The 19,102-nt window shown below is 68.8% G+C and carries 15 protein-coding genes and 2 pseudogenes; 7 read left to right on the forward strand and 10 right to left on the reverse strand.

Features of this window, described 5'->3' with window-relative positions:
- Positions 1-68: 68 nt before the first annotated feature.
- From ACZ5GP_RS01585 to ACZ5GP_RS01595, 3 genes are all read left to right on the forward strand, one after another.
- Positions 69-242: a hypothetical protein gene (locus ACZ5GP_RS01585; RefSeq protein ID WP_468748837.1), complete on the forward strand. Its 174-nt coding sequence runs from the start codon at positions 69-71 to the stop codon at positions 240-242.
- Between the two features lie 1,046 nt (positions 243-1,288).
- Positions 1,289-2,377 carry a hypothetical protein gene (locus ACZ5GP_RS01590; RefSeq protein ID WP_468748838.1) on the forward strand — a complete coding sequence of 363 codons (1,089 nt, stop codon included), beginning with the start codon at positions 1,289-1,291 and terminating at the stop codon, positions 2,375-2,377.
- A 418-nt stretch (positions 2,378-2,795) separates the two neighbouring features.
- Entirely contained in the window at positions 2,796-2,978 is a 183-nt protein-coding gene (locus ACZ5GP_RS01595) for a hypothetical protein (protein ID WP_468748839.1), read from the forward strand.
- 313 nt (positions 2,979-3,291) lie between these two features.
- Here the strand turns inward: ACZ5GP_RS01595 and ACZ5GP_RS01600 are convergent, their stop codons facing one another.
- From ACZ5GP_RS01600 to ACZ5GP_RS01635, 8 genes and pseudogenes are all read right to left on the reverse strand, one after another.
- Positions 3,292-3,591, reverse strand: coding sequence for a hypothetical protein (locus tag ACZ5GP_RS01600; RefSeq protein ID WP_468749079.1), 300 nt, complete (start codon positions 3,589-3,591; stop codon positions 3,292-3,294).
- A 289-nt stretch (positions 3,592-3,880) separates the two neighbouring features.
- Positions 3,881-4,054: pseudogene (locus tag ACZ5GP_RS01605) on the reverse strand (transporter); the annotation flags it as partial.
- A 109-nt stretch (positions 4,055-4,163) separates the two neighbouring features.
- Entirely contained in the window at positions 4,164-5,645 is a 1,482-nt protein-coding gene (locus ACZ5GP_RS01610; RefSeq protein WP_468748840.1) for an ABC1 kinase family protein, read from the reverse strand.
- A gap of 170 nt (positions 5,646-5,815) precedes the next feature.
- Positions 5,816-6,064 carry a hypothetical protein gene (locus ACZ5GP_RS01615; protein ID WP_361080500.1) on the reverse strand — a complete coding sequence of 83 codons (249 nt, stop codon included), beginning with the start codon at positions 6,062-6,064 and terminating at the stop codon, positions 5,816-5,818.
- A gap of 11 nt (positions 6,065-6,075) precedes the next feature.
- Positions 6,076-7,497 carry a hypothetical protein gene (locus ACZ5GP_RS01620; protein WP_468748841.1) on the reverse strand — a complete coding sequence of 474 codons (1,422 nt, stop codon included), beginning with the start codon at positions 7,495-7,497 and terminating at the stop codon, positions 6,076-6,078.
- 239 nt (positions 7,498-7,736) lie between these two features.
- Complete coding sequence (locus ACZ5GP_RS01625) at positions 7,737-9,386, reverse strand: CocE/NonD family hydrolase (RefSeq protein ID WP_468748842.1); 1,650 nt, start codon at positions 9,384-9,386, stop codon at positions 7,737-7,739.
- Between the two features lie 34 nt (positions 9,387-9,420).
- On the reverse strand, positions 9,421-10,755 hold the full coding sequence (locus ACZ5GP_RS01630) for a wax ester/triacylglycerol synthase domain-containing protein (RefSeq protein WP_468748843.1): 1,335 nt from the start codon (positions 10,753-10,755) through the stop codon (positions 9,421-9,423).
- A gap of 71 nt (positions 10,756-10,826) precedes the next feature.
- Positions 10,827-11,672 carry an SDR family NAD(P)-dependent oxidoreductase gene (locus tag ACZ5GP_RS01635; RefSeq protein WP_468748844.1) on the reverse strand — a complete coding sequence of 282 codons (846 nt, stop codon included), beginning with the start codon at positions 11,670-11,672 and terminating at the stop codon, positions 10,827-10,829.
- A 405-nt stretch (positions 11,673-12,077) separates the two neighbouring features.
- On the opposite strand from ACZ5GP_RS01635, the gene ACZ5GP_RS01640 reads away from it, so the two are divergent.
- The 3 genes from ACZ5GP_RS01640 to ACZ5GP_RS01650 are packed head-to-tail and all read left to right on the forward strand — an operon-like array spanning position 12,078 to position 16,068.
- A complete protein-coding gene (locus ACZ5GP_RS01640) occupies positions 12,078-13,163 on the forward strand; it encodes an acyltransferase domain-containing protein (protein WP_468748845.1) in 1,086 nt (361 codons plus the stop codon).
- Positions 13,160-15,004, forward strand: a complete 1,845-nt coding sequence (locus tag ACZ5GP_RS01645) for an acyl-CoA dehydrogenase (protein ID WP_468748846.1) — start codon at positions 13,160-13,162, stop codon at positions 15,002-15,004. The genes ACZ5GP_RS01640 and ACZ5GP_RS01645 overlap by 4 nt, the downstream gene beginning before the upstream one ends.
- Entirely contained in the window at positions 15,001-16,068 is a 1,068-nt protein-coding gene (locus ACZ5GP_RS01650) for a 3-oxoacyl-ACP synthase III family protein (protein WP_468748847.1), read from the forward strand. Before ACZ5GP_RS01645 ends, ACZ5GP_RS01650 begins: the two co-directional genes overlap by 4 nt.
- A 416-nt stretch (positions 16,069-16,484) precedes the next feature.
- On the opposite strand, the gene ACZ5GP_RS01655 is transcribed toward ACZ5GP_RS01650, so the two are convergent.
- Positions 16,485-17,057 (reverse strand): TetR/AcrR family transcriptional regulator, encoded by a 573-nt coding sequence (locus ACZ5GP_RS01655; RefSeq protein WP_468748848.1) that lies wholly within the window; start codon positions 17,055-17,057, stop codon positions 16,485-16,487.
- Positions 17,058-17,349: 292 nt separating this feature from the next.
- On the opposite strand from ACZ5GP_RS01655, the gene ACZ5GP_RS01660 reads away from it, so the two are divergent.
- Positions 17,350-18,189 (forward strand): alcohol dehydrogenase catalytic domain-containing protein, encoded by an 840-nt coding sequence (locus tag ACZ5GP_RS01660; protein ID WP_468748849.1) that lies wholly within the window; start codon positions 17,350-17,352, stop codon positions 18,187-18,189.
- Positions 18,190-18,551: 362 nt separating this feature from the next.
- On the opposite strand, the pseudogene ACZ5GP_RS01665 reads toward ACZ5GP_RS01660, so the two are convergent.
- Positions 18,552-18,998: pseudogene (locus ACZ5GP_RS01665) on the reverse strand (DUF5655 domain-containing protein); the annotation flags it as partial.
- Positions 18,999-19,102: the final 104 nt, after the last annotated feature.

Genomic DNA, 19,102 nt, shown 5'->3' on the forward strand with positions numbered 1-19,102 from the left:
CATGCACGGCCAGCTGAGCTCGAGCTACCCATCGGGCATGCACCTCACGTGAGCCGGAGGGGACGCATATGTTCTATCGCCCGCACGGGCTGGTGTTCTGGCTGGCCCTGACGACCTTGCTGTTCATCATCGCCATAGCGCCGGTGGAGTTCGGCCACACCATCATCGCCATTCTTCACGCCATAAAACAGTTCTTCACCGGTCTGCAAACTTTGCTTCAGACACTCGCGTCAAGTCCCTGACCCATGGTGCTGGACTGGTGCTGGACCATGCACGCCCCATTCATTTGACAGAAAGAAGGTCTGGTGAGAAACGTGCGGACCCTGCTGTTGTTCTGCGCAGTGATCGCGGCGGCCCTCTTCAGCGTCTCGTGCGCCATTCCGTCGGCGCCACCGCCACCCGCCCCAGAGCACGGACACATTCCGCCTCCAGCTCAAGCCCCGTCATCCGGCCCGCGGTCGGCAGTACCACCCTTCGTGGTCCTGATTCCCCTACCGGTCCAATCCGCCCCATCAGGCAAGGCGCCATCCAGGCCCGGGCCCACAGCCGCGTCACCAGCGGAGAGCACCACCTCATCAGGCCCGCCACAGGAAACCGAAGAGCCAACTTCACCGGGGCCTACGAGCTCCCCGCCGCCCCCGACCTCGTCGCCGGGAAGTGAGCCGCCGTCCAATCCAGGCACTACGGAACCGTCCTGCCCCACACGGTCCACGACCAGCCCGCCACCCTCGGTCGACCATCACTGTTCCGTGCCGCCGTCTGCCCTTCCCGGTGCTCCGCCGAATGATCTCGGTGACCCCAGCAACAAATGGACTCCGACCAAGCCCTGACCATCCGGGGCAGATTTTCCGCCATCGTCAAAACAACCCGCTGCCTGCCCCGCAACAGCCCCACCCTGCACTGCGGGCTGCACGCGCCCACCCGCCAGACACCGTGAAGTTCCCCGGCCCCGTACGAACGCCGCCCCCCTTGCGGAGGAGCCATGGCACGCTGCGAGCCCAACCCTCACTTAACCGCCCTACTGGCCGAGGCCCACTGGAGCGCCGCCGAACTGGCACGGGCCGTCAACGCCCTGGGCTCAGCACAGGGCCTGCACCTACGCTATGACCGTACCGCCGTCGCCCATTGGCTGACCGGGTCCCGGCCCCGCCCACCCGTCCCTGATCTGGTGGCATCTGCGCTCAGCCGGCGCTGCAACCGCCTCTTCACCGCTCAAGACACCGGCCTGGAACAGCCAGCGCAGGCTCAAAGCCCCGAAATAGACCTGTCCTGCGAAGAGGGGCACGCCATGCAGCGTCTTTCCGTCCTGTGCCAGGCGGAGGCTGACCCCACTCGCCGGGCCTTCGTCGTCGGCTGTCTCTACAACCTCAGCACTGCCTCCGGTTCCTTTGCCTGGTCTCCGGCCCACGTCTCCCCCGCGCCGCTGACCACCGGCCGTCCTCCCACACCCGCCGACATGCAGATCCAGCAGGAGATGGTCCGTCTTTTCGCGGACCTCATCGAACGCTATGGGGGTGCTCACGCCCGCACTGCCCTGCGCGCCTACCTCGCCGACAACGCCGGCCACTTGTTCAGCGCAGCTGCCCCGCCCCCGCTCCGCCGCCAGTTGTACGCCGCCGCTGCCCAACTCACCCATCTTCTCGCCCGTATGACGATGGACGCGGGATCTCCAGGGCTGGCACAGCGGTACTACATCACCTCGCTCGAACTCGCCCGCGAAGCCAGTGACCGTAACCTCTACGCCATCACCCTGCGCACCATGAGCCTCCAAGCACACACCCTGGGGCACCCCCAGCAAGCCCGCCGCATCGCCGAAGCCGCCGTAGCCGCCGCCGGCTCCCACCCTCCGCCAGCCACCCATGCCTTCCTCCTCAGCCAGCGCGCCCTCACCCACGCCTGCCAGCACCACCATCGCGCCGCTCTGACCGACCTCGCCGCCGCCGAGAAACAACTCGCCCGCGCCAGCAGTCAGTCTGACCCCTTCAGCCACTACCCGCAGGCCGGCCTCGACTATCAGCGCGCCCAAATACTGCTCGCCCTCGGCGACAACGTCGAAGCCACCCACGCCCTGCGCAGCGCCGTACAAACCCGCAGCACCACCCAGCGCCGCACCAGCGCGCTCACCCACGCCAGACTCGCCGAAACCCTACTGCGCACCGGACAACTCGAAGCCTCCCTCCCCCACTGGCGCGCGTTCCTCGACCGCTACGCCTACCTCCACTCCGCGCCCGTCGCCCAAGCTCTCACCGACCTACGCGGCGCTCTTCTCCCCCACCAGCACCATGCCGCCGTCGCCGCCCTCCTGCACAAGGCCCGTACTCTCACCCACACAACCAAACTCGACCTGAGCAGCCAACCGCCCTACCGTCATCCCTGACGTGACCGCGGGCCAGGCCGCTGCATCCGTCTGGTCCAACCGGCCCAGCAGGCCCGATGCGGGCTTGCCGTTTTCACTGAACGAGGGTCATGAGGTGGCCACCACGCCCTCGCCGACGACGGTGACCACGAGACCGTCCCGTGTGAGCGGGCCCGGGCCGTCTTCCCCGACGCGCTCGTGCAGGGTTGGCGGTGGCGCGTCGAGAGCTGCAGTGATGCCGTCCGGGTTCGCGATTGCGGGTCGCTGGGCTTGGCAGTGGTCTGCAGGCGTGAGAGCAATCCAGTGACGGCTTGGATCGCGGTGACTTCGAGCTGCGGGGTCGGACTGTGCGACGTGCACTGGGGGTTGGCCAAGTGGGGCCGGTTGTCGTGCAGGACAAGGGGCTCGCGGCTCTGGTCCCCGGCCGCGCGAGGCGTTCATGTTCGAGGAGGTCCGCGGGCTCCTGTGGTGGTACGTCGAGGAGATCCGCGGCCTCTGCCGCGACGACCCGGAACACCCTCTGGCGCCGCGGTTCCCCTCCGAGCGGCTGCCGGTGGAGCTCGCCGTGGCGATCACCCCGGGGACCTTCCGCCGGAACCTCGAAGCGGCCTCGCTGCTGTAACTGCCGGGCTGGGTGGACGAGTCATACCCGCATCTGCCGCGGCATGCGTGTGCCACCCACAACCGTGGGCGCGGGATGACGCTGTGGGAGCCACAGCGGCTTCTTGAGACATAGCTGGACGACTACGACGGCGCATTACCTGACGACGGCTCAGGCGGCTCCTGAGCACACGGAGCGCTGGGGGCAGTCGGCCACGCGGGCCGGGCGGCGTCTGGTCGCGGGGTCGATGTCGCCGCTGCGCTGGGCCGCTCGCACACACTCGGCCACCGCCGTCGCGACCGCGGAGAAGCAGGCTGTGACCAGGCGCTCCACCTCAGGGTCGGAGGCGCCGCGCTCCAGGGCCATCTTGGCGGTCCGGTCCGGCGAGCGCCTCCGGCGCGAACTGCCCCAGCCGGGCGGAGTACCCGGCCATCGCCTGCAGCAGCACGCCGTGTTTGCCGTCGAACGCGGCATAGAGGCTGGCGCGGCCGAGGCCGGTGGTGGCGCTTATGTCGTCGACGCTCCAGGCGCGAGGGAAGGCAATCCATGCCTTTGACTCCTCCACGCCGACCAGCGTTGCGACGCCTCGCAGGCCGGTAAGGCCCGTTCTCATGCTGGCCTCGTTCTCGATCATGCGTCCGGGCGCAGGGCACTTCCCGCGCCTCGAACAGCCCGAGACGGTCTTCGACCACCTGGGCCTTCTGAGCAGCGGCCCCTCCTCCGACCACCCAGAACTCGGAGGGTTGACCGAACCATGACTGATAAGGGCGGTGCCACGCGCTCACGGCGGATGGCGACTGGCTCACGAGTCCGTTTCTCTGCGGTTGCAGCATCGAAGGGCTGTCGCGTTCGGGTGCTTGCAACCGGTTCAGGCTCGGCCCGTCTCGAAACGGCTGACCTTGCCGCCGGTGACGGTGAAGCTCCACCGGGTGCGCCTTCTCGTCGAGACCCAGCGAGTCGATCCGCCCGCCATCGGCACAGTCGATGACGTACTCGCTCGCCAGGAAGGTGACACCCAGCATCGTCTCCATGTGCGCCGCAACGAGGTCCTGCACATCCGCCTCGACCACAGCCAGACGCGGCACGACCTCGGCCACGCCCCTACCCACTTGGCAAGGCCCCACGACCGCCCTACCACTCGTTCGCGGGACGACCCGCGTCCACGGGGGTTACTGGCCCTGCTCGTGAGCCTGACCGGCATGGCCTTCAGGTGCGGCGGTGTGATCTCCAGGCCAGGTAGGCCAAGCCCGCGAAGGCCAGCCGTCGGTAGCGTTCGTCTTTGGCGGCGGACAGGGAGGCTCCGGAGGGCCGTTCGGACAGATTGAGGGTGAAGTCCCGGTTGGCCAGGTCCTTCAGCAGCCCGCGGGTCTCGGCCGGGGACGATCCTGACGCGATGAGGAGCTCCATCACGGAGCTCGCCAGCTGCCCCTGGGAGGTGGCCTCTCGAACGAAGTGGGAGAGCAGGGGGCGCAGGTGGTCGGTGAAGACCTCGGTGACGGACAGTTCCGGTGCCAGGTATCGGACCGAGCCGTCGATGTTCGCGAACGATTTACCGAGGATGGAAACGAGTGGGCTGCTCTGAATGCCTCGTCGAGTGCTGTGTTTCAGGACGCTGGTCAGCGTGGTGCCGAAGTTGAGTTCCTCCAGTGAGGCGGTGGCGATCTTCGGGACGAGGATCGCGATGTCGGACGTGAAGCCGGCGAGGTCCGACCACGGTGTCGGTTTGCTCATGTCGATCCAGGCCCGCGCCGCCGCCTGTCCGTCGTTCTGCGAGAGGCTCAGCAGGATGAGGACGAGGGACATGCTCATCCTGCGGTCGATGCGTCCGACCATCCCCCAGTCGATGATGGAGGCCCGTTCACCGGGGTGGACCAAGATATTGCCCGGGTGCGGGTCGGCGTGGAAGAACCGTTCCTGGAAATAGCCGCGGTACATGAACCCCAAGAGGTCCCGGCCGATGGCGATCCGGTCGTCCTCCTTGAAGTCGCTGGGATCAGCGTCGCGGATGTTCCGGCCCGCCGCGAGTGTCTGCACCAGGATGCGCCGTGTCGCATGGATTACGTCCGGGACGGCGAGGGTGCTGAACGCCTGGACCGTACGCCGTGCGGTGTCCATGTTCTGGGCTTCGAGCCGGAAGTCGAGTTCGGGCCTCATGGCGTCAAAGATCACTGTCAGCATCGTCTCGACATCGACGGTGGCGTTGAAGCGGGGAGCACGGTGGGCGACGATGCGCGCCGCACGTCTGAGCATCTTCATGTCGGCGTCCATGATGGTTTGGATGCCGGGGCGTTGGACCTTGACGACCACAGCCGTGCCGTCGCGTAGCCGTGCTTCGTAGACCTGTGCCAAGGAGGCCGAGCCGAGGGGCCGCGCGGTCTCGATGGAGGAGAATCGGCATCGCCATGCGGCGCCCAACTCCTCCTTCAGGACGGGCTCCATCACAGCGAAGGGAACCGCCGAGGCTTGGTCGTGGAGTGTCTCCAGCTCGGCTATCACCGTCGGGTTCACGAAGTCGGGCCGGGTGGAGAGGATCTGTCCGACCTTGATGTACAACGGTCCGAGGGATTCGAACGCCTCCCGGATGGCGACGGCCCGGCGCTCTTGAGGGCTCGTAGCAAAACCGTCGCGGCCGCGACCGGTCATCTCTCCTGTGAGCAAGGATGTCGCCGTGCGGGCCAGCAGCCGCATTCGGGCGGCGGTCATCGTATGTGCCCGTGAGGCGCTCGCCGGGTACATCTGCGCAGAGTCGTCCTCGTCGGCCCCATGGCGGTTGTCTCCTTGCAGGAGCAGGGGGTGCTCCGGGCGGGCGCCCGGAGCACCCTAGGTGGACGTGCCTTCGTCACGCCTGACGGAGGCCGCTAGGAATGGCTGCGCCGTGCAGCGGAAGCCGTCTCCGCCTGAATGTCGGAGTCGGCGGTCGACCGCTTGGATGACTTGGACGATTGGTTGTCTGCCGTGGTGTCCCGGTTCTCGACGACCCGTGTCAGTCCCTTGCGGAAATCGTGCTCCGCGTCGGACAGGCGGTCGAGGATCCCGTCGGTCAGGTCCCGCGTACTGTCGACCACTTCGTCGACGAACTTGGTGATTCCGGTGCGTTTCGAGGTCATTGCTCTTCCTCTCATTGGGAGGCGTACCGCATCGTGCGGTACGGGTTCTGCTCGTCGGCCGTCTGTCTGCCGACGTGGTCCGTGTAATCCAGGAGCCTCCTGACGGAGGGGGTTTTGCTGAATGGACGCAGCATGCGTTTGAGATCGAGGAGGGCTTGCCGGGCCCGCGCCGACCGCAGGTGCGGGGCGATGTCCAGCAGATCGCGGTAGCTGACGCAAGCTTCTTCGACGTGCCCCGTCTGCAGCAGCAGGCGGGTCAGGGCCGCTTGGGTGAGGGCGCGGGCTCGGTGGGAGTGCATGGACCTGTGGGCGAGCGATGTTCGGAAGGCGGTGACAGCGGCGGCGCGTTCACCAAGAGCCGCGAGTGCTTTGCCGCGCTGGAAGCACCATGCCGCGGGTGTGTATGTATGGAAGTCGGCCGGGGTGGGGCCCGGCGTAACCGTGTTCGCCGCGTCGCGTCGGTACCAGGTCTCGGCCTGCTGCAGGGCGGTGCGTGCGGCGGAGCGGTGTCCGGCCAGCGCCCGGGCGACCGCCTGCTGGGAGATGACGTAGGCATGCACGCCCGCGGGGGCCTCGTCCGGCAGCAGGTTCCGGGCGTGTTCGGCGAGTGTGAGGGACTGTCGCAGGTGGCGCAGGGCGGCGGCCTGACTGCTCATGGCGCGCAGAACGGTGGCTTGGGTCGTCGGGTCACCGGCTGTTCCGGCCAGGTCGTAGGCGAGGCGGAAGTAGCGCTGGGCGAGGCCGTCGTGGGCGTCGTCGCTGTGCATTCGGGCCAGCAGGTAGAGCAGACGGGAAGCGTCTGTGATGAGGGAGGAGTGTGCTTCGAGGTCCGGCAGAGCGGCGCGGAGCCAGACGGTGACGTCACCGCTGAGGTAAGCGGCGAGCGCGGTTCTGGCGTGGGTACCGCCAATCTCCAGCGCCATGGAGAAAAAGGGGATCGCTGTGCTCAGGACCAGGGCCACCGGAGCGGCGGGGCGGACCGGCCGGATGCCGTCCCCGCAGGGCGTGCAGGCCGTGACCATCTGGTCCGGGGTGGATGCTTCGGTCGCCTGGTAGACCGACCAGTGCAGGCGGGGCCCTTGGAGGGGGTCGGAGTCAGCCTTGCACAAGTGGGTGAGGCGGGTGAGGGCATCGTGGGGCTGATCGGGGAGGACGGCCGGGGGCGCGTGCTGTGCATCGGTGGCCCAGCCCAGTTCAAGAGGAGTCAAGGGCCTGCCCAGTCGGCGGCCGAGCGCCTCGGCGGCGAGGGTACGAACCCGTGGACGCGGCACGGTGCCGCTGAGCCAGTGCGCAACGGAGGTGCGGTCGTAGCGCACCTGCAGGCCGTTCTCGGCGGCCACCGAGTTGACCGCCCGGGCGAACTGCTGGCCCGTCCAGTCGGCTTCGGCGAGCAGGACGCGTAGTCGCTGGTTGACTGGCTTCTTTCCGGTCACGGTCCCTCCACGACGACATACGTGCGGGTATGACAACGACAGCGTGTCTGAGCGTGCCGGAGGCCGACGTGTACGGATCGCGGGAAGGTAGCCCTTGCGCCGCAGGACCGAGCGTCGCAAGAGCGGATGGTTTCGCCAAGGGTGCGATCGCGTCACCGGCCGGGGCTCGTTCCGCAGATACATTGGCGGCCCTCCCTCGATCCGCGGCGCGACGTGGGCCGGTGCGCCTGGCCGGGGGTTCACGGGGCGGAGGTTCGGTATGCGGCGGCGTGGCTGAGGACGGGCAGAACGAGGCAGGACGGCCGCTCGCGATCATGGAAGACCTCCTGGCGCACCCTGTCGAGCGTTGTGGCACGGGCGAGGTGGGCCCGTGCCCTGCCGGCGCGCGCGAAACGGGGGTACGCGCCGCTGGAGATCTGCACGCGCAGCCGATGACCTCGCCGGAAGAGGCTGGCGGTGGGACTGAGCTGCAGCCGCGCCGGGGCGGCGGAGGTGGCCAAGTCACGCTGTACGTGGGTGAAGGTGTCGCACACGTTCCAGGAACGGCCGTCGGGGCCGAGGTCGCAGAGGCGGACGAAGAGATCGCTTGCGGGGTGGTCCGCGCCGACCCACAGCTGCACCGTCACCTCACCGATCACTTCGATGTCCTCGGCCAGCGGCCCGCTGGTGAAGGTGAGGACATCGGCCCGTTTTTCCAGGGACCGGTTGTCCCGGCGCCCGGCACCGGGAAGGAACAGCGCGCCGCCCACTGCGGGTGTGGGTCTGGCGGGGTCGTAGGAGTAGCTGCTGGACTGCTCACGGTGCGAGGATGGTTCGCAGGACAGCCGACCGTTCTCCCGGAGGTACCAGGGGCGCGGCGAAGTTCCGCGGGGTGGCCACTGGTCGAAGTCCTGCCAGCCTCCGCCTCCGAGCACGTACAGGCGCACCGGCAGGCGGGCGGGGGGCGGTTCGTGCCGGCAGTGGGCGCCGGCCCAGGTGAGGGTTTCGCGTATGCCCGCGGCCAGCGCGCCGGCCCCGAGGTGGGTCCAGGGGCCCACGGTCAGCCGCGGGCGCCGCCCGGCCGCCGACAGCCTCGCATAGTCGCGGAGTTGGTCACCGACGAAGAGGTCGTACCAGCCCGCCACCAAACTGACCGGCGCCGTCGTCGCGCCGACCCGGTCGCTGAAGTCCCACCCCTCCCAGAATGGATCGCTGCCGTCGTGCTGGACGAGAAGCTGGTACAAGGGCAGGGTGCGGCCCCTCAAGCGTCGGTCGGCCTGTTCGACGGGCAGCGCTCCCAGGTCCTTGTGCAGGCGGTCGGCAGCGAAGCGCAGCATGCCCCAGGCGGCTCCGTGGCGCTGCAGGCGGTCGATGAGCAGGCACCAGCGCAGAGCAGCGTCGAAGGCGAACATGCCGTCGCCGCGCAGCGAGAAGGGCAGCCGGGAGGAGGTCATCTGCGGCACCAGTGCCCGCACCTCGGGAGGTAACGCTTCCGCCACGGTCCACTGCACGTAGCCGAGATAGCTCGGCCCGGTCAGCGCGAGGCAGCCGTCGAACCAGTCCTGGCGCGTGATCCACTCCACGACGGCGAGCAGGTCCTCCCGGTCGCTGGCCGGTGAACCGAAATGCGGCTCCCCCGCCTTGAGAGTGCTGGCGAGGCTGGTGAGCAGGACTTGGAAGCCCCGTTCGGCATAGGGGCGGGCCAGCAGCGACGCGAGGAGTGGTCCGCGCCCATAGGGGGTGCCCACCAGCAGGGTCGGCAGGGGCCGCCGGGACGCGCGGGGCGCCCAATGATCGGCCTCCAAGGTGCGGCCACGGGTGACAGGAATGGACACCCCCCGGGTAAGGCTGACAGCGCGCGTGTGGGGGGCGGGCAGGGACAGGGCCTGTTGCAGCAAGTGGCTGGACACGGGCCCGGTGATACGCCGTAGCACGGCTGCCCGCTCAGCCACGGCAGGCGACTTTCTCCAGGCCGTGGCGCAGGCAGTCGCCCAGCCGTTCCACGTCGCCGACGACCGCCGGATCGATATTGATGGTGACATGACAGGCATCGCGATAGGAGACTGTGGTCGCGGTGAACGCCGCCCCCAGGCTCGGAGCGATCCCGTACACCTGCTCGGCCGAGACGCCGGCGATCCGCAGGGTGCTGCGAGAGCCGGGAATGTTGCTGATGATGAAGTCGTGGGAGGCGGTGAAACGGCGGAAGGAAACTTGGAGGAGACGGGCGGGCAGGAACGGGGCCATCCGGGCGACGCCGCCCATCCAGTCCAGTGCGTCCCGGCGGTACACGCGCCGCACGGCGGAGCGGGCCGCGCGGACCCGAGCCGCGAGGTCCGGAGCAGGGGCGGGGACGTCGAAGCGCACGATGAACCAGTGGTTGCCCACGGGGCTGGGGTTGTGGCGGGTGAGCGGAGCTCTGCCGTAGGGCGAAAACACCCGCACACGGGAGCGTCCCAGATCGCTGTGTGTGTAATACCGATGGATTCCTTCGGCCAATCCGGCGACGAGAGCATCCTGAACCGTGCCGTCGCCGGCCCGGGCGGCGGCGCGTACCCCTTCCATCGGCAGATCCAGGGTGAGGTAGCGGCGCGCCACGCCGTCACCGGTGCCGACCGGCCAGGGGGGCAGGTCCCGCATGTCCTGGGCGACCAGCAGGGCGAAGCGGACCGCGTCCCGCGCGCGGCGCATCCGGGAGGCGGCGCGGGTCTTTGGGGCAGTGGACCCGGTGGTGGCCGACTCCCCCGGGGGCCCGTCCAGGGGGCCCGTCTGCTCTGGGGGCACGGCCTGGTCGGCGGACTGCCGGAGAAAGAGGTCGCGCAGGCGCAGCCCGTCGGCTATCGCGTGGGAGATCTTGAGAACGTAGGCGGACCTGCCGCCTTCCAGCGCGTCGATGAGGTAGCACTCCCACAGAGGGCGGCCGGGAATGAACGGCGTCTGGGCGAGCCCCTCGACCAGTTGGAGGAGTTCGGCATGGGTGCCCTTGCCGGATGTGCTCAACCGTCGGATGTGTCGGGCGGGGTCGAACGACGGGTCGGGTTCCCAGCGGAGTGTTCCGAGCGGACCGCCGCGCTGAACCACGCGGGCGGCCATCCGTGGCAACCGACGAGCGGCTTCCTTGTGCCATTCGAGGAGGCTGTGCTGGTCGGGCTCTCCGTCGAGCACGAAGAGCAGCACGATGACGGGACGGACGTCGGTGTCCATCTCCAGCCTCCACGCCAACCGGTCCTTGGCACTCATCCGGTCCGTGGTGGCAGGTGCGGTGCGGCTCCGAGCGGTCATCGGTCAACTCCTGTCGGGGGAAAGGGCGGAGGCCGTCGCGCAGCAAGTGCGCGATACGGATATGCGATGCGTCAGGCGGCCGGAGCGGGTCCGGTGGGGATGTTGGCGAGACCGCCGTGTGGGACCGACAGGCCGCCGTCGATGACGAGAGCGTGCCCGGTGATGAAGGAAGCCGCCGACGAGGAGAGGAATACGGCCGGCCCGGCCACTTCCTCCGGCTCCGCCCAGCGAGCCATGGGAACGTGCTGCAGCAGCAGGCCCGACAACATCTCGTTGCCGTGCACGCTGGCCGTCATATCGGTGCGCACCCACCCGGGGCAGAGCACATTGACGCGGATGTTCTGCGCGGCCCACCCGGTTGCCAGTGAACGCGCCAGGGACACCTGGGCGGATTTCGTCACCCCGTAGGCCTCCATGGTCGGCACACCGATGAGGCCCGCCACGGATGACACCAGGAGGACGCTGGGCCGTTCCGACTCCAGCAGATGGGGGTGGGCGGCACGGCACAGGGCGACGGTGGCGCTGAGGTTCACCGCCAGGACGGGTTCCCACTCCTCGACGGTGGACAGGGCGAGCGGTTTGAAGACCGGATTGCCCTGCGGGTCCAATGGCAGGACGCCCGCGCTGTGGACCAGTACGTCGAGGCCGCCCAGGAACTCAACCGCCTCGTCCACCAGTCGCGGTGCCACGGCGGGGTCGGCCAGGTCGCCTGCTATCTGGTGGGTTTTGAGGCTATCCGGCATCTTTTCCCGGATCTGTTCTGCGGTACGCCGACTGGCTTCCCGGCTGCGTGCTGCGAGCACCACCTGAGCCCCAGCAGCAGCGAAAGCTTCGGCGATGGCCGCACCGATGCCCCGCGAGGCTCCCGTCACCAGGGCACGGGCCCCGTCCAGTCGATAGGAATAGGACGAATTCATGTGATCCCCTCCGGCCTTTGCGCCGCCTGATACTTCTGCGCTTACAGGGACTTCACCTTGGGCGGCGACGGTCTCGTATCCTCTTCCCCCTGGCACTTGTGCGACATGCCGGGCCGCCTGTTGAACGTGTTGAAATACCGGCATGAGAGATCGAAGAGAACAAGGTTCAACATATTCACGGATCGTCCGGGCCGCAGTTGCCTCGCGAGGTCGTTTCAGGACACACGATGCTTGTGCCGCCCCCGGAATAACTCGCCCCCCGGTCGGCCGATCCGGATATGCGCGGCGCCGGACAGCGGCTAGCGGCGCGTCAGCGCGGGGCCTACCCGGATGGTCCAGCAGAGGTTCTTCGGGAGGATTCCAGATGCGGCAACACCCAGTTTCCTGGGAAGACGGGAGAACGAGATGGGAAAGGTGCAGCCCGCTGCAGTAAGGAAGAAGGCGTCCGCCAAGAAAGCGTCCCGGCAGGAATTGCGGGCCGAAGTGGTACACGCGTTTCCCGGTCAGGGAGACTTCTCCGTCAGCACGCTTGTGCGCGCGATGCACGAGAACCCCGTGGTGCGCGACGCCATACGGGACGTATTCAAGCTGGCCGATCCAGCAGGGGCCGAGGAGGGCGTTCCACCAGTCGGCGCGTCTCTCCTGGGGCCGAGGCCACCCAGCGGCCGCGAGCTGGCGGCGGCACCCACAGGGACCTCTCAACTGGTGCTGTACGCAGTCTCCGTAGCTCTCCATCGAGCACTGTGTGCTGTGCACGGCCCCCCAGACCGATTGGTGGCGGTCAGCTTCGGAGAGATCCCGGCGTTGGTGGCGGCCGGCGCCCTGGATGTGACCGCCGGCGCCCGCCTCGCCTGTCGGCTCGCCCAATACATGGCCGGCTCACGCGGGGCGATGCTTCTCGTCGGCGCCGGTGAACGGGTCACGGCCGGACTGCTCGCCACCAGCTCTCAGGGGGAGCTCGCGCTGGCGTGTGTCAACGACCCCGGCGAGACCGTGGTGAGCGGTCCGGTCGCAGCGGTTGCCGAACTGGAACAACTGGCGGCCGCTCGGCGCATCCCGGTAAGCCGCCTGCGGCTGAATGTACTGGCCCATCATCCGGCGCTCTCGGACGCGGCTGACGCCTTTCGTGACTTCGTCGGACGGTTCCCGGTGCGGGCCCCCGATGTGCCCGTGCACTCGGCGGTCAACGGTCTCTACACCGCCCCGGACCAATTGGCGCGCGGGCTGGCGAACTGCCTGGTGTTGCCCGCGCGCTTGCCGGTCGCCCTCGGCACCGCGGTCACCTCCCCGGCGGTCGTGCTGGAGATCGGCACCGGCCAGGCCCTGACCCGTAACGTCCGGCGCACCCTCCCCGATGACCTCGTGACCGCCTTCAATCCGCTGCGCGAAGCCGGATTCCTTTGGCGGCGGTCCCCCCAAGCGCACACGCCGCCCGTCCCCCTCCAACCGTCAGAGCCCGCGGCCCGTGCCGAGCTGGGTGACGCCCGATGATCCCCCTCACCGCCTACCAGGAGGCGTTCACCCACATCACGGGTGAGGATGCGTGCACGGAACAACAGCGCCTGGCCATTGCCGGGGCATTGGCCACCCCCCTGGCTCCTCGGGCGCGCCCGGGCGAGGAGCTCCGGTGCCGCCTCGGCCTGCTGGCGGGCACCCTGCCGTCCGCCGCGCAACTCCTTCGTGATCTACCGCAGATGTCGCTGCTCAGCTCGTACACCGCAGTCGCGGATCCTTCGCTGTACATGGCTGTGCTCTCGCACTACATCCTCTGTCTCGGCTCTGTGCTGACGCTGGCCGGAAGCCCTTCGGAACTCGCGGGGCCTGTCGAAGAGCTCCAGACGGGCCGGCGCAAGGGGGTCTTCATGGTGACCGAAGTCGGTCAGGCCGGCAGTCACCTCGGCGTGCGGACCACCGCCGACTTCGATCTCGCCACCCGTCGCTTCGTCCTGCGCACCCCGGACTCTGACGCGGCCAAATTCTCCGCAGTCGGCGCCCGTCACACCCCCCAGACAGCCGTGGTCTGCGCCCGGGTCAGGGTCGCGGGCGCGGACTGCGGGGTGTTCTCCTTCCTCGTCGACCTTTCCGAGGAGACCGGGCCCGTCCCCGGCGTCCGCATCTCCAGCCGGGTGGACGTCTCCTCGCTACCGCTGGACTACGCGCTGGTCCACTTCGACCGACTGGCCGTACCGTACGAGCGGTGGCTGCGCGACACCGCGTGGATCGACCCGTCGGGGGCCTTTCATGACCCCCTGAACAGCCAGGACAGCAGGCTCCAACGCACCCTGTCCGTCGGCCGGTCCCTATGGTCGTCGCTGCCTTCGGCGATGGCCGCGACAGCCCGGGCAGCGGCCGTCGCCGCCACGCGGGCCTGCTCCACCCGGCTCTCCAACGGCCGGCTCGCCCCTGGCCGGCCGCTGCTGACATACCGCACGCAGCAGCAGGCCGTCCTGGGCGCCCTGAGCGAAGCCTTCGCCCTGACCGCAGGTGCCCGCGCAGCCCGTGGCCTGAGCACGGAACCCGCCGACGCGACGCGCCCCTCTCCCGACATACCGGGCATGACCTTCTCCCCGTGGGCCGCGGTGGACCCGTCCCTCGCGCTCTACAAGGCCCTTACCGTGCGCGGGGCGCGCCGGGTGGCCGCCGTGTGCATGCACCGCCTCGGCCTGCCCGGCCTGATGGACGTGAATGCCTTCCACCCGTATCTGGGACTTGCCCAGGCCTTCGAGAGCGCCGGGGGTGACAACCAGCTGATTTTCCTCGACACGGGGCAGCGTTTGATCGCCGAGCCGGAACTGCCGCTCGGCGAGGCCATGCGGCCCCAGCGCGCCCAGTTCGACGATCCCTGGTGGTGGCAGCCCATCGTCGAGGCCCTCCAGCGCCTGCTGTGCGAGGAACTCCGGCAGGACATGAACCGGCGCGCGAACGCGGGCCTCTGCGGCCTCGATCTCTGGAACCCGCTGCTGCACCGCACTCGGCTGCTCGGCGAGGTCCACGCACAGAACCTGCTCGCCCGGGACGTCGCCGAGACGCTCGACTGCGTGGCGGATCCATGTCTACGCACGGTGCTCTGCGATCTCGCCGCCCTGCACGCCGTCCAGCAGGCGCAACAGCTGGCCGACACCCTGATGGAGACACGCCTCCTCAGCATCGCCGCCGTACGCCGGCTGCCATCGATCGCGGACGACTTGTGCGACCGGCTACTGCCCCATCTGCACCAGCTCACGCAGGCCATGGGCCCCCCACCGGGGCTGGCATCACCCCCGCTGAGCCACGACAACTTCGCCGACTCGCTGGCGAGCCGGCTCACCTGGTACCACGGAGGACCAGCATGACGCGCCACACACCGCCCCCCACCATCGGCGTCCTGGGACTCGGCACCTATCTGCCGCGCGCCCGACGCAGCAACGCAGAGGTCGCCGACACCCTCGGCATAACCCAGGAGTGGATCACCGAGCGGACCGGAGTGCGAGCCCGGCACATCGCCGGCTCCCAGGAGGCCGCCTCGGATCTCGCAAGCACCGCGGTGTGCCGGGCGGCGGCCGCGGCCGGCATCGCCCCCGAGGAGATCGGCGTTCTCATCTCCGCCACCTCCACACCCGACGAGCTCGGACCGGCAACAGCCTGCCGAGTCCAAGCACGCGTCAACGCCCGCAACGCTGTCGCCTTCGATGTCAGCGCCGCCTGTTCGGGCTGGCTGTTCGGCACCCGGGTTGCCCACAACTGGCTGCGCGGCGACCCCACCGCCCGCTACGCCGCAGTGGTCGGCGTCGAGACGTACTCGAAATTCCTCAATCCGAGCGACCGGGGCACGGCAGTGCTCTTCGGTGACGGCGCCGCAGCGGCGGTGCTGGGGCCGGTGACGGACGGCGGCTTCACCAGCTTCCAGCTCGGCTCAGACGGGACGGGAGCGCACCACGTGCTCATTCCCGCAGGCGGCAGCCGGCGCCCCGCGACCGACCGGACCGTACGGGAGGGCGCCCACAACGTCCACATGGACGGCCGGGCCGTCCGCGACTTCATCACCGACGTCTTCCCTCGCCTCGTCGAGGACGCCCTGAAGAACAGCCGGCTCGAACTGACCGATCTCGACCTGATAGTCACCCACCAGCCGAACCCCGTACTGCTGCGTGATCTGGGGGAGCGCATCGGAATCCCGTCCGACCGCCTCGTCATCGTCGGTGACGAAGTGGGCAACATCGGCGCCGCCAGCGCGCCCTACGCCCTGGCGGCCGCCGCCGCCCGAGGCCTGCTTCGCCCAGGTGACCGCGTCCTCATCGCCGTCTTCGGCGCCGGCCTGACGTGGGGTTACGCCCTGCTGACGTGGACTGGCGCGGCATCAGTAACTGACTTGCAAACTGAATCCGTGCCCTCAGCGGGGCCGCCGATCAGCTGCTGATCATGTGTTGTCAGTACTGAGAATGTCCTGCACTCCGGTGTTGACCAGCGCGACGATGCTCTCGGACGGCCCGGGATCGAGGCCAGCCCGTGGTGGGGTTGATCGGGCCTTTGGCCGCTTGCCGAGGCACTCGCCCACCTTCTCCTTGGGACCGGGGGCAAGGATCTGGCGGTTGCGGACCACAGCGCGGCTGTGCGGACCACGGGCAATTCCGCTGCCGCATGCCACCGATGAGGCGCGCCGCCCGCATCGCTGCTCCGCGTACGCAAGAGCGGTGAACCGGAGTACAGCGCCATCCGGCCGGAACATGAACCGCGCAAGAGAATGAAAACGGCCCAGGCCCCGGGCGGCGGGCCCAGGGTGAACGCGTGCACGCCGGGCAAGGTGGTGTCCGTTCCTCGGCTCGCGTTGCGACGTCAGGAGGCGGTCAGGGCCTCTACGGCGGCTGTCATCGCGGCGCGGTGAGCCACGATGCGCTCAGGCGACCAGGCGTCTTGGGGAGCCAGGGATCTCAGGGCGGGTGAGGCGGCGGCCCAGGCGGTGATCAGGCCAAGGACCAGGGCGAGGATGTCCGCTGGGGCGACGCCGCTGGTGACGATGCCCTGCTGCTGAGCGTCGGCGAGGGCCTCGATCTTGGGGCGGTAGGCGTCGATTTCGGCCGCGGTGGGCTCGGGGCGCTCCAGTTGCGTCCAGCCGGTCAGACGGAGAACCTGGGGATGCTGGAGCAGGTAGTCGAAGAGTGCGCCCGCGTAGCCGGGCAGGTCGTCCGCGGTGAAGGGGACGGCTTCGGCGAGGTCGGCCAGGCTCCGCGCGACCACCAGGTCGAAGAACTCGCCCTTGTTGCCGAAGTGGACGTAGATCAGGCGCTTGTTGACCTGCGCGCTCTCGGCGATGCGGTCCACGCGGGCACCGGCCAGCCCGTAGTCGGCAAACTCGTGGTATGCGGCCTCGAGCAGGCGTCTCTTAGTGGCGGTGGCGTCCGGTGGCATGGCAGAAGTGTAAGCACCAGAGGTAACTATCTAGTTATTGAACTATTCGGCGGTCCGGACTACGGTGTATCTATCTAGATGGTTACCTCTGGGTTCAGACGGAACCGGTCTCTGCCCCGCGGAAGAGTGCGCGGACCCGCAGCACACATCGACGCAAGGAGCAGGCCATGAAGGCAGTAGTGATGACTGGGGCCAACAAGCCGTGGGAGGTCCATGAAATCCCGACCCCGACGGCGGAACCCGGACAGGTACTGGTGAAGGTGCACGCTTCAGGCATGTGCTACACGGACGTATGGTCCACCCAGGCTACGGAGGAGACCTCTACCCCCAGACGCCCGGCCACGAGGTGGTCGGCGAGGTCGTCGAGGTGGGCGCCGGCGTGCACAGTCGGCAGGCCGGTGACCGGGTCGGTACGACGTGGGTGCAGTCCGCCTGCGGCCGCTGCGCCTACTGCCGTGAGAATCGGCCGCTGACCGGGCAGACGGCGATGAACTGCGCCGCGCCGCGCACCACGGGATTCTCGGCGCAGGGCGGACACGCGGAGTACATCGCGACCGCCGCCGAGGGCACCGTGCTGCTGCCCGACGGACTGTCCTACCAGGACGCCGCGCCCATGATGTGCGCCGGATACACCACCTGGAGCGGTCTGCGGGACGCGTCCCCCCAGCCGCACGAGAAGGTCGCCGTGGTGGGTATCGGTGGCCTGGGGCACGTGGCACTGCAGCTGTCCAAGGCGTCCGGCTTCGAGACCGTCGCGATCACCCACTCCCCCGACAAGCACGACCTGGCGCTCCAGCTGGGCGCCGACCACGTCGTGGCGAGCGGCGAGGAACTCACCGAGCTCGGCGGCGCGGATGTCCTGCTGGTGACGACCAATGCCTTCGACGTGGCGAAGAAGGCGTTCTCCATCTCCTCCGAGGGCGTGCCGTTCCACATGATGCGCCAGCAGGTCATCGGGTCCACCCATGGCGGCCAGCACTACCTCAGCGAGGTCCTGGACCTCGCCGCGAAGGGCAAGGTCAAGCCGATCCTGGAGACCTTCTCCCTGGATCAGGCCACTGAAGCCTACGACCGGCTCGCCTCGGGGAAGATGCGCTTCCGCGGAGTGTTCACGCCCGCAGCCAACGGCTGACGAACAGTCCCGGAGGCGGGACGGCAGCGGGCCGCTTCACAGTCAGCATCCGGTTCGTACCCCCACACCCCTGCACCGACGCGGTCGGCCGACAGGGCCGGAACAACCAATTCACCAACGCGTGAGCGGTTCTTCTCCTTCGCCCGGTCGGTGCTGAAGCCTCCTGCATGGTGGTCACGCCGGCTCAACGAGCCCCCCGCCGATCGGCACGGGGGCCTCGACCGCACGTCACCCCGCCGGGTGGCCCAGCTGAGCCAGAGCACGACAGGTGTCACCATCAGCGGCACCGGGCCTGCGGCACCAGGATGGCGCGGAGCACGGTCAGAGCATTCTCACGGCGCATCCAAGTCGCCCGACCCGTGCTTGCCCTCAACACGGTTGACCCCGTCCCCGAGCCCGAGCAGAACCTCGCCGGCCGCGCTCGCCAGCTCCTCCATCGACGCGTCCTGGACGTGGTCCGCCGTTCGCGCAACCGCCCGCCGACGGCCCCCGCACGCGACCTGACTGCCGCCGCTCATGGACGCCACGGCCGCAAGGCCGAGCCGGTCGTTGCCGAGGCGTCGGTAGCGGACCAGGTGTTCGAACTCAGCCCGGTGGTCCATCAGCCATGTCAGATGGAAGAGGCCCTGGTTGATGGCGCCGGCGTCGACACCGCCCTTGCACTCCACGATGACCGGGGATCCGTTCTCGTCCAGCCCCAGCGAGTCGATCCGCCCCGTGTGCACCGGCCCGGTGCTGTACTCGCCCTCCAGGAACCGGACGCCCAACAGCGTCTCCATAGGCGTCTCAACGAGACGCCGCAGCCTTATTGCTCGCGATCGACTTGATCATGATCCATCCACCAATGCCGCGAGAGGGACATTCCGGGCTGGGCCATCCGGTGGAGTTCGCGGCGCCGCGCCGACTCGGGCTC

Source organism: Streptomyces sp. NPDC031466, from assembly GCF_055581265.1.

What these genes read in the sequence shown, in the direction of transcription:
- ACZ5GP_RS01630 (WP_468748843.1), bottom strand. Translation starts at nt 10,755, where the DNA reads ATGACCGCTCGGAGCCGCACCGCACCTGCCACCACGGACCGGATGAGT.
- ACZ5GP_RS01650 (WP_468748847.1), top strand. Translation starts at nt 15,001, where the DNA reads ATGACGCGCCACACACCGCCCCCCACCATCGGCGTCCTGGGACTCGGC.
- ACZ5GP_RS01645 (WP_468748846.1), top strand. Translation starts at nt 13,160, where the DNA reads ATGATCCCCCTCACCGCCTACCAGGAGGCGTTCACCCACATCACGGGT.
- ACZ5GP_RS01635 (WP_468748844.1), bottom strand. Translation starts at nt 11,672, where the DNA reads ATGAATTCGTCCTATTCCTATCGACTGGACGGGGCCCGTGCCCTGGTG.
- ACZ5GP_RS01610 (WP_468748840.1), bottom strand. Translation starts at nt 5,645, where the DNA reads ATGCGGCTGCTGGCCCGCACGGCGACATCCTTGCTCACAGGAGAGATG.
- ACZ5GP_RS01590 (WP_468748838.1), top strand. Translation starts at nt 1,289, where the DNA reads ATGCAGCGTCTTTCCGTCCTGTGCCAGGCGGAGGCTGACCCCACTCGC.
- ACZ5GP_RS01655 (WP_468748848.1), bottom strand. Translation starts at nt 17,057, where the DNA reads ATGCCACCGGACGCCACCGCCACTAAGAGACGCCTGCTCGAGGCCGCA.
- ACZ5GP_RS01600 (WP_468749079.1), bottom strand. Translation starts at nt 3,591, where the DNA reads ATGATCGAGAACGAGGCCAGCATGAGAACGGGCCTTACCGGCCTGCGA.
- ACZ5GP_RS01640 (WP_468748845.1), top strand. Translation starts at nt 12,078, where the DNA reads ATGGGAAAGGTGCAGCCCGCTGCAGTAAGGAAGAAGGCGTCCGCCAAG.
- ACZ5GP_RS01660 (WP_468748849.1), top strand. Translation starts at nt 17,350, where the DNA reads ATGGTCCACCCAGGCTACGGAGGAGACCTCTACCCCCAGACGCCCGGC.
- ACZ5GP_RS01585 (WP_468748837.1), top strand. Translation starts at nt 69, where the DNA reads ATGTTCTATCGCCCGCACGGGCTGGTGTTCTGGCTGGCCCTGACGACC.
- ACZ5GP_RS01615 (WP_361080500.1), bottom strand. Translation starts at nt 6,064, where the DNA reads ATGACCTCGAAACGCACCGGAATCACCAAGTTCGTCGACGAAGTGGTC.
- ACZ5GP_RS01595 (WP_468748839.1), top strand. Translation starts at nt 2,796, where the DNA reads ATGTTCGAGGAGGTCCGCGGGCTCCTGTGGTGGTACGTCGAGGAGATC.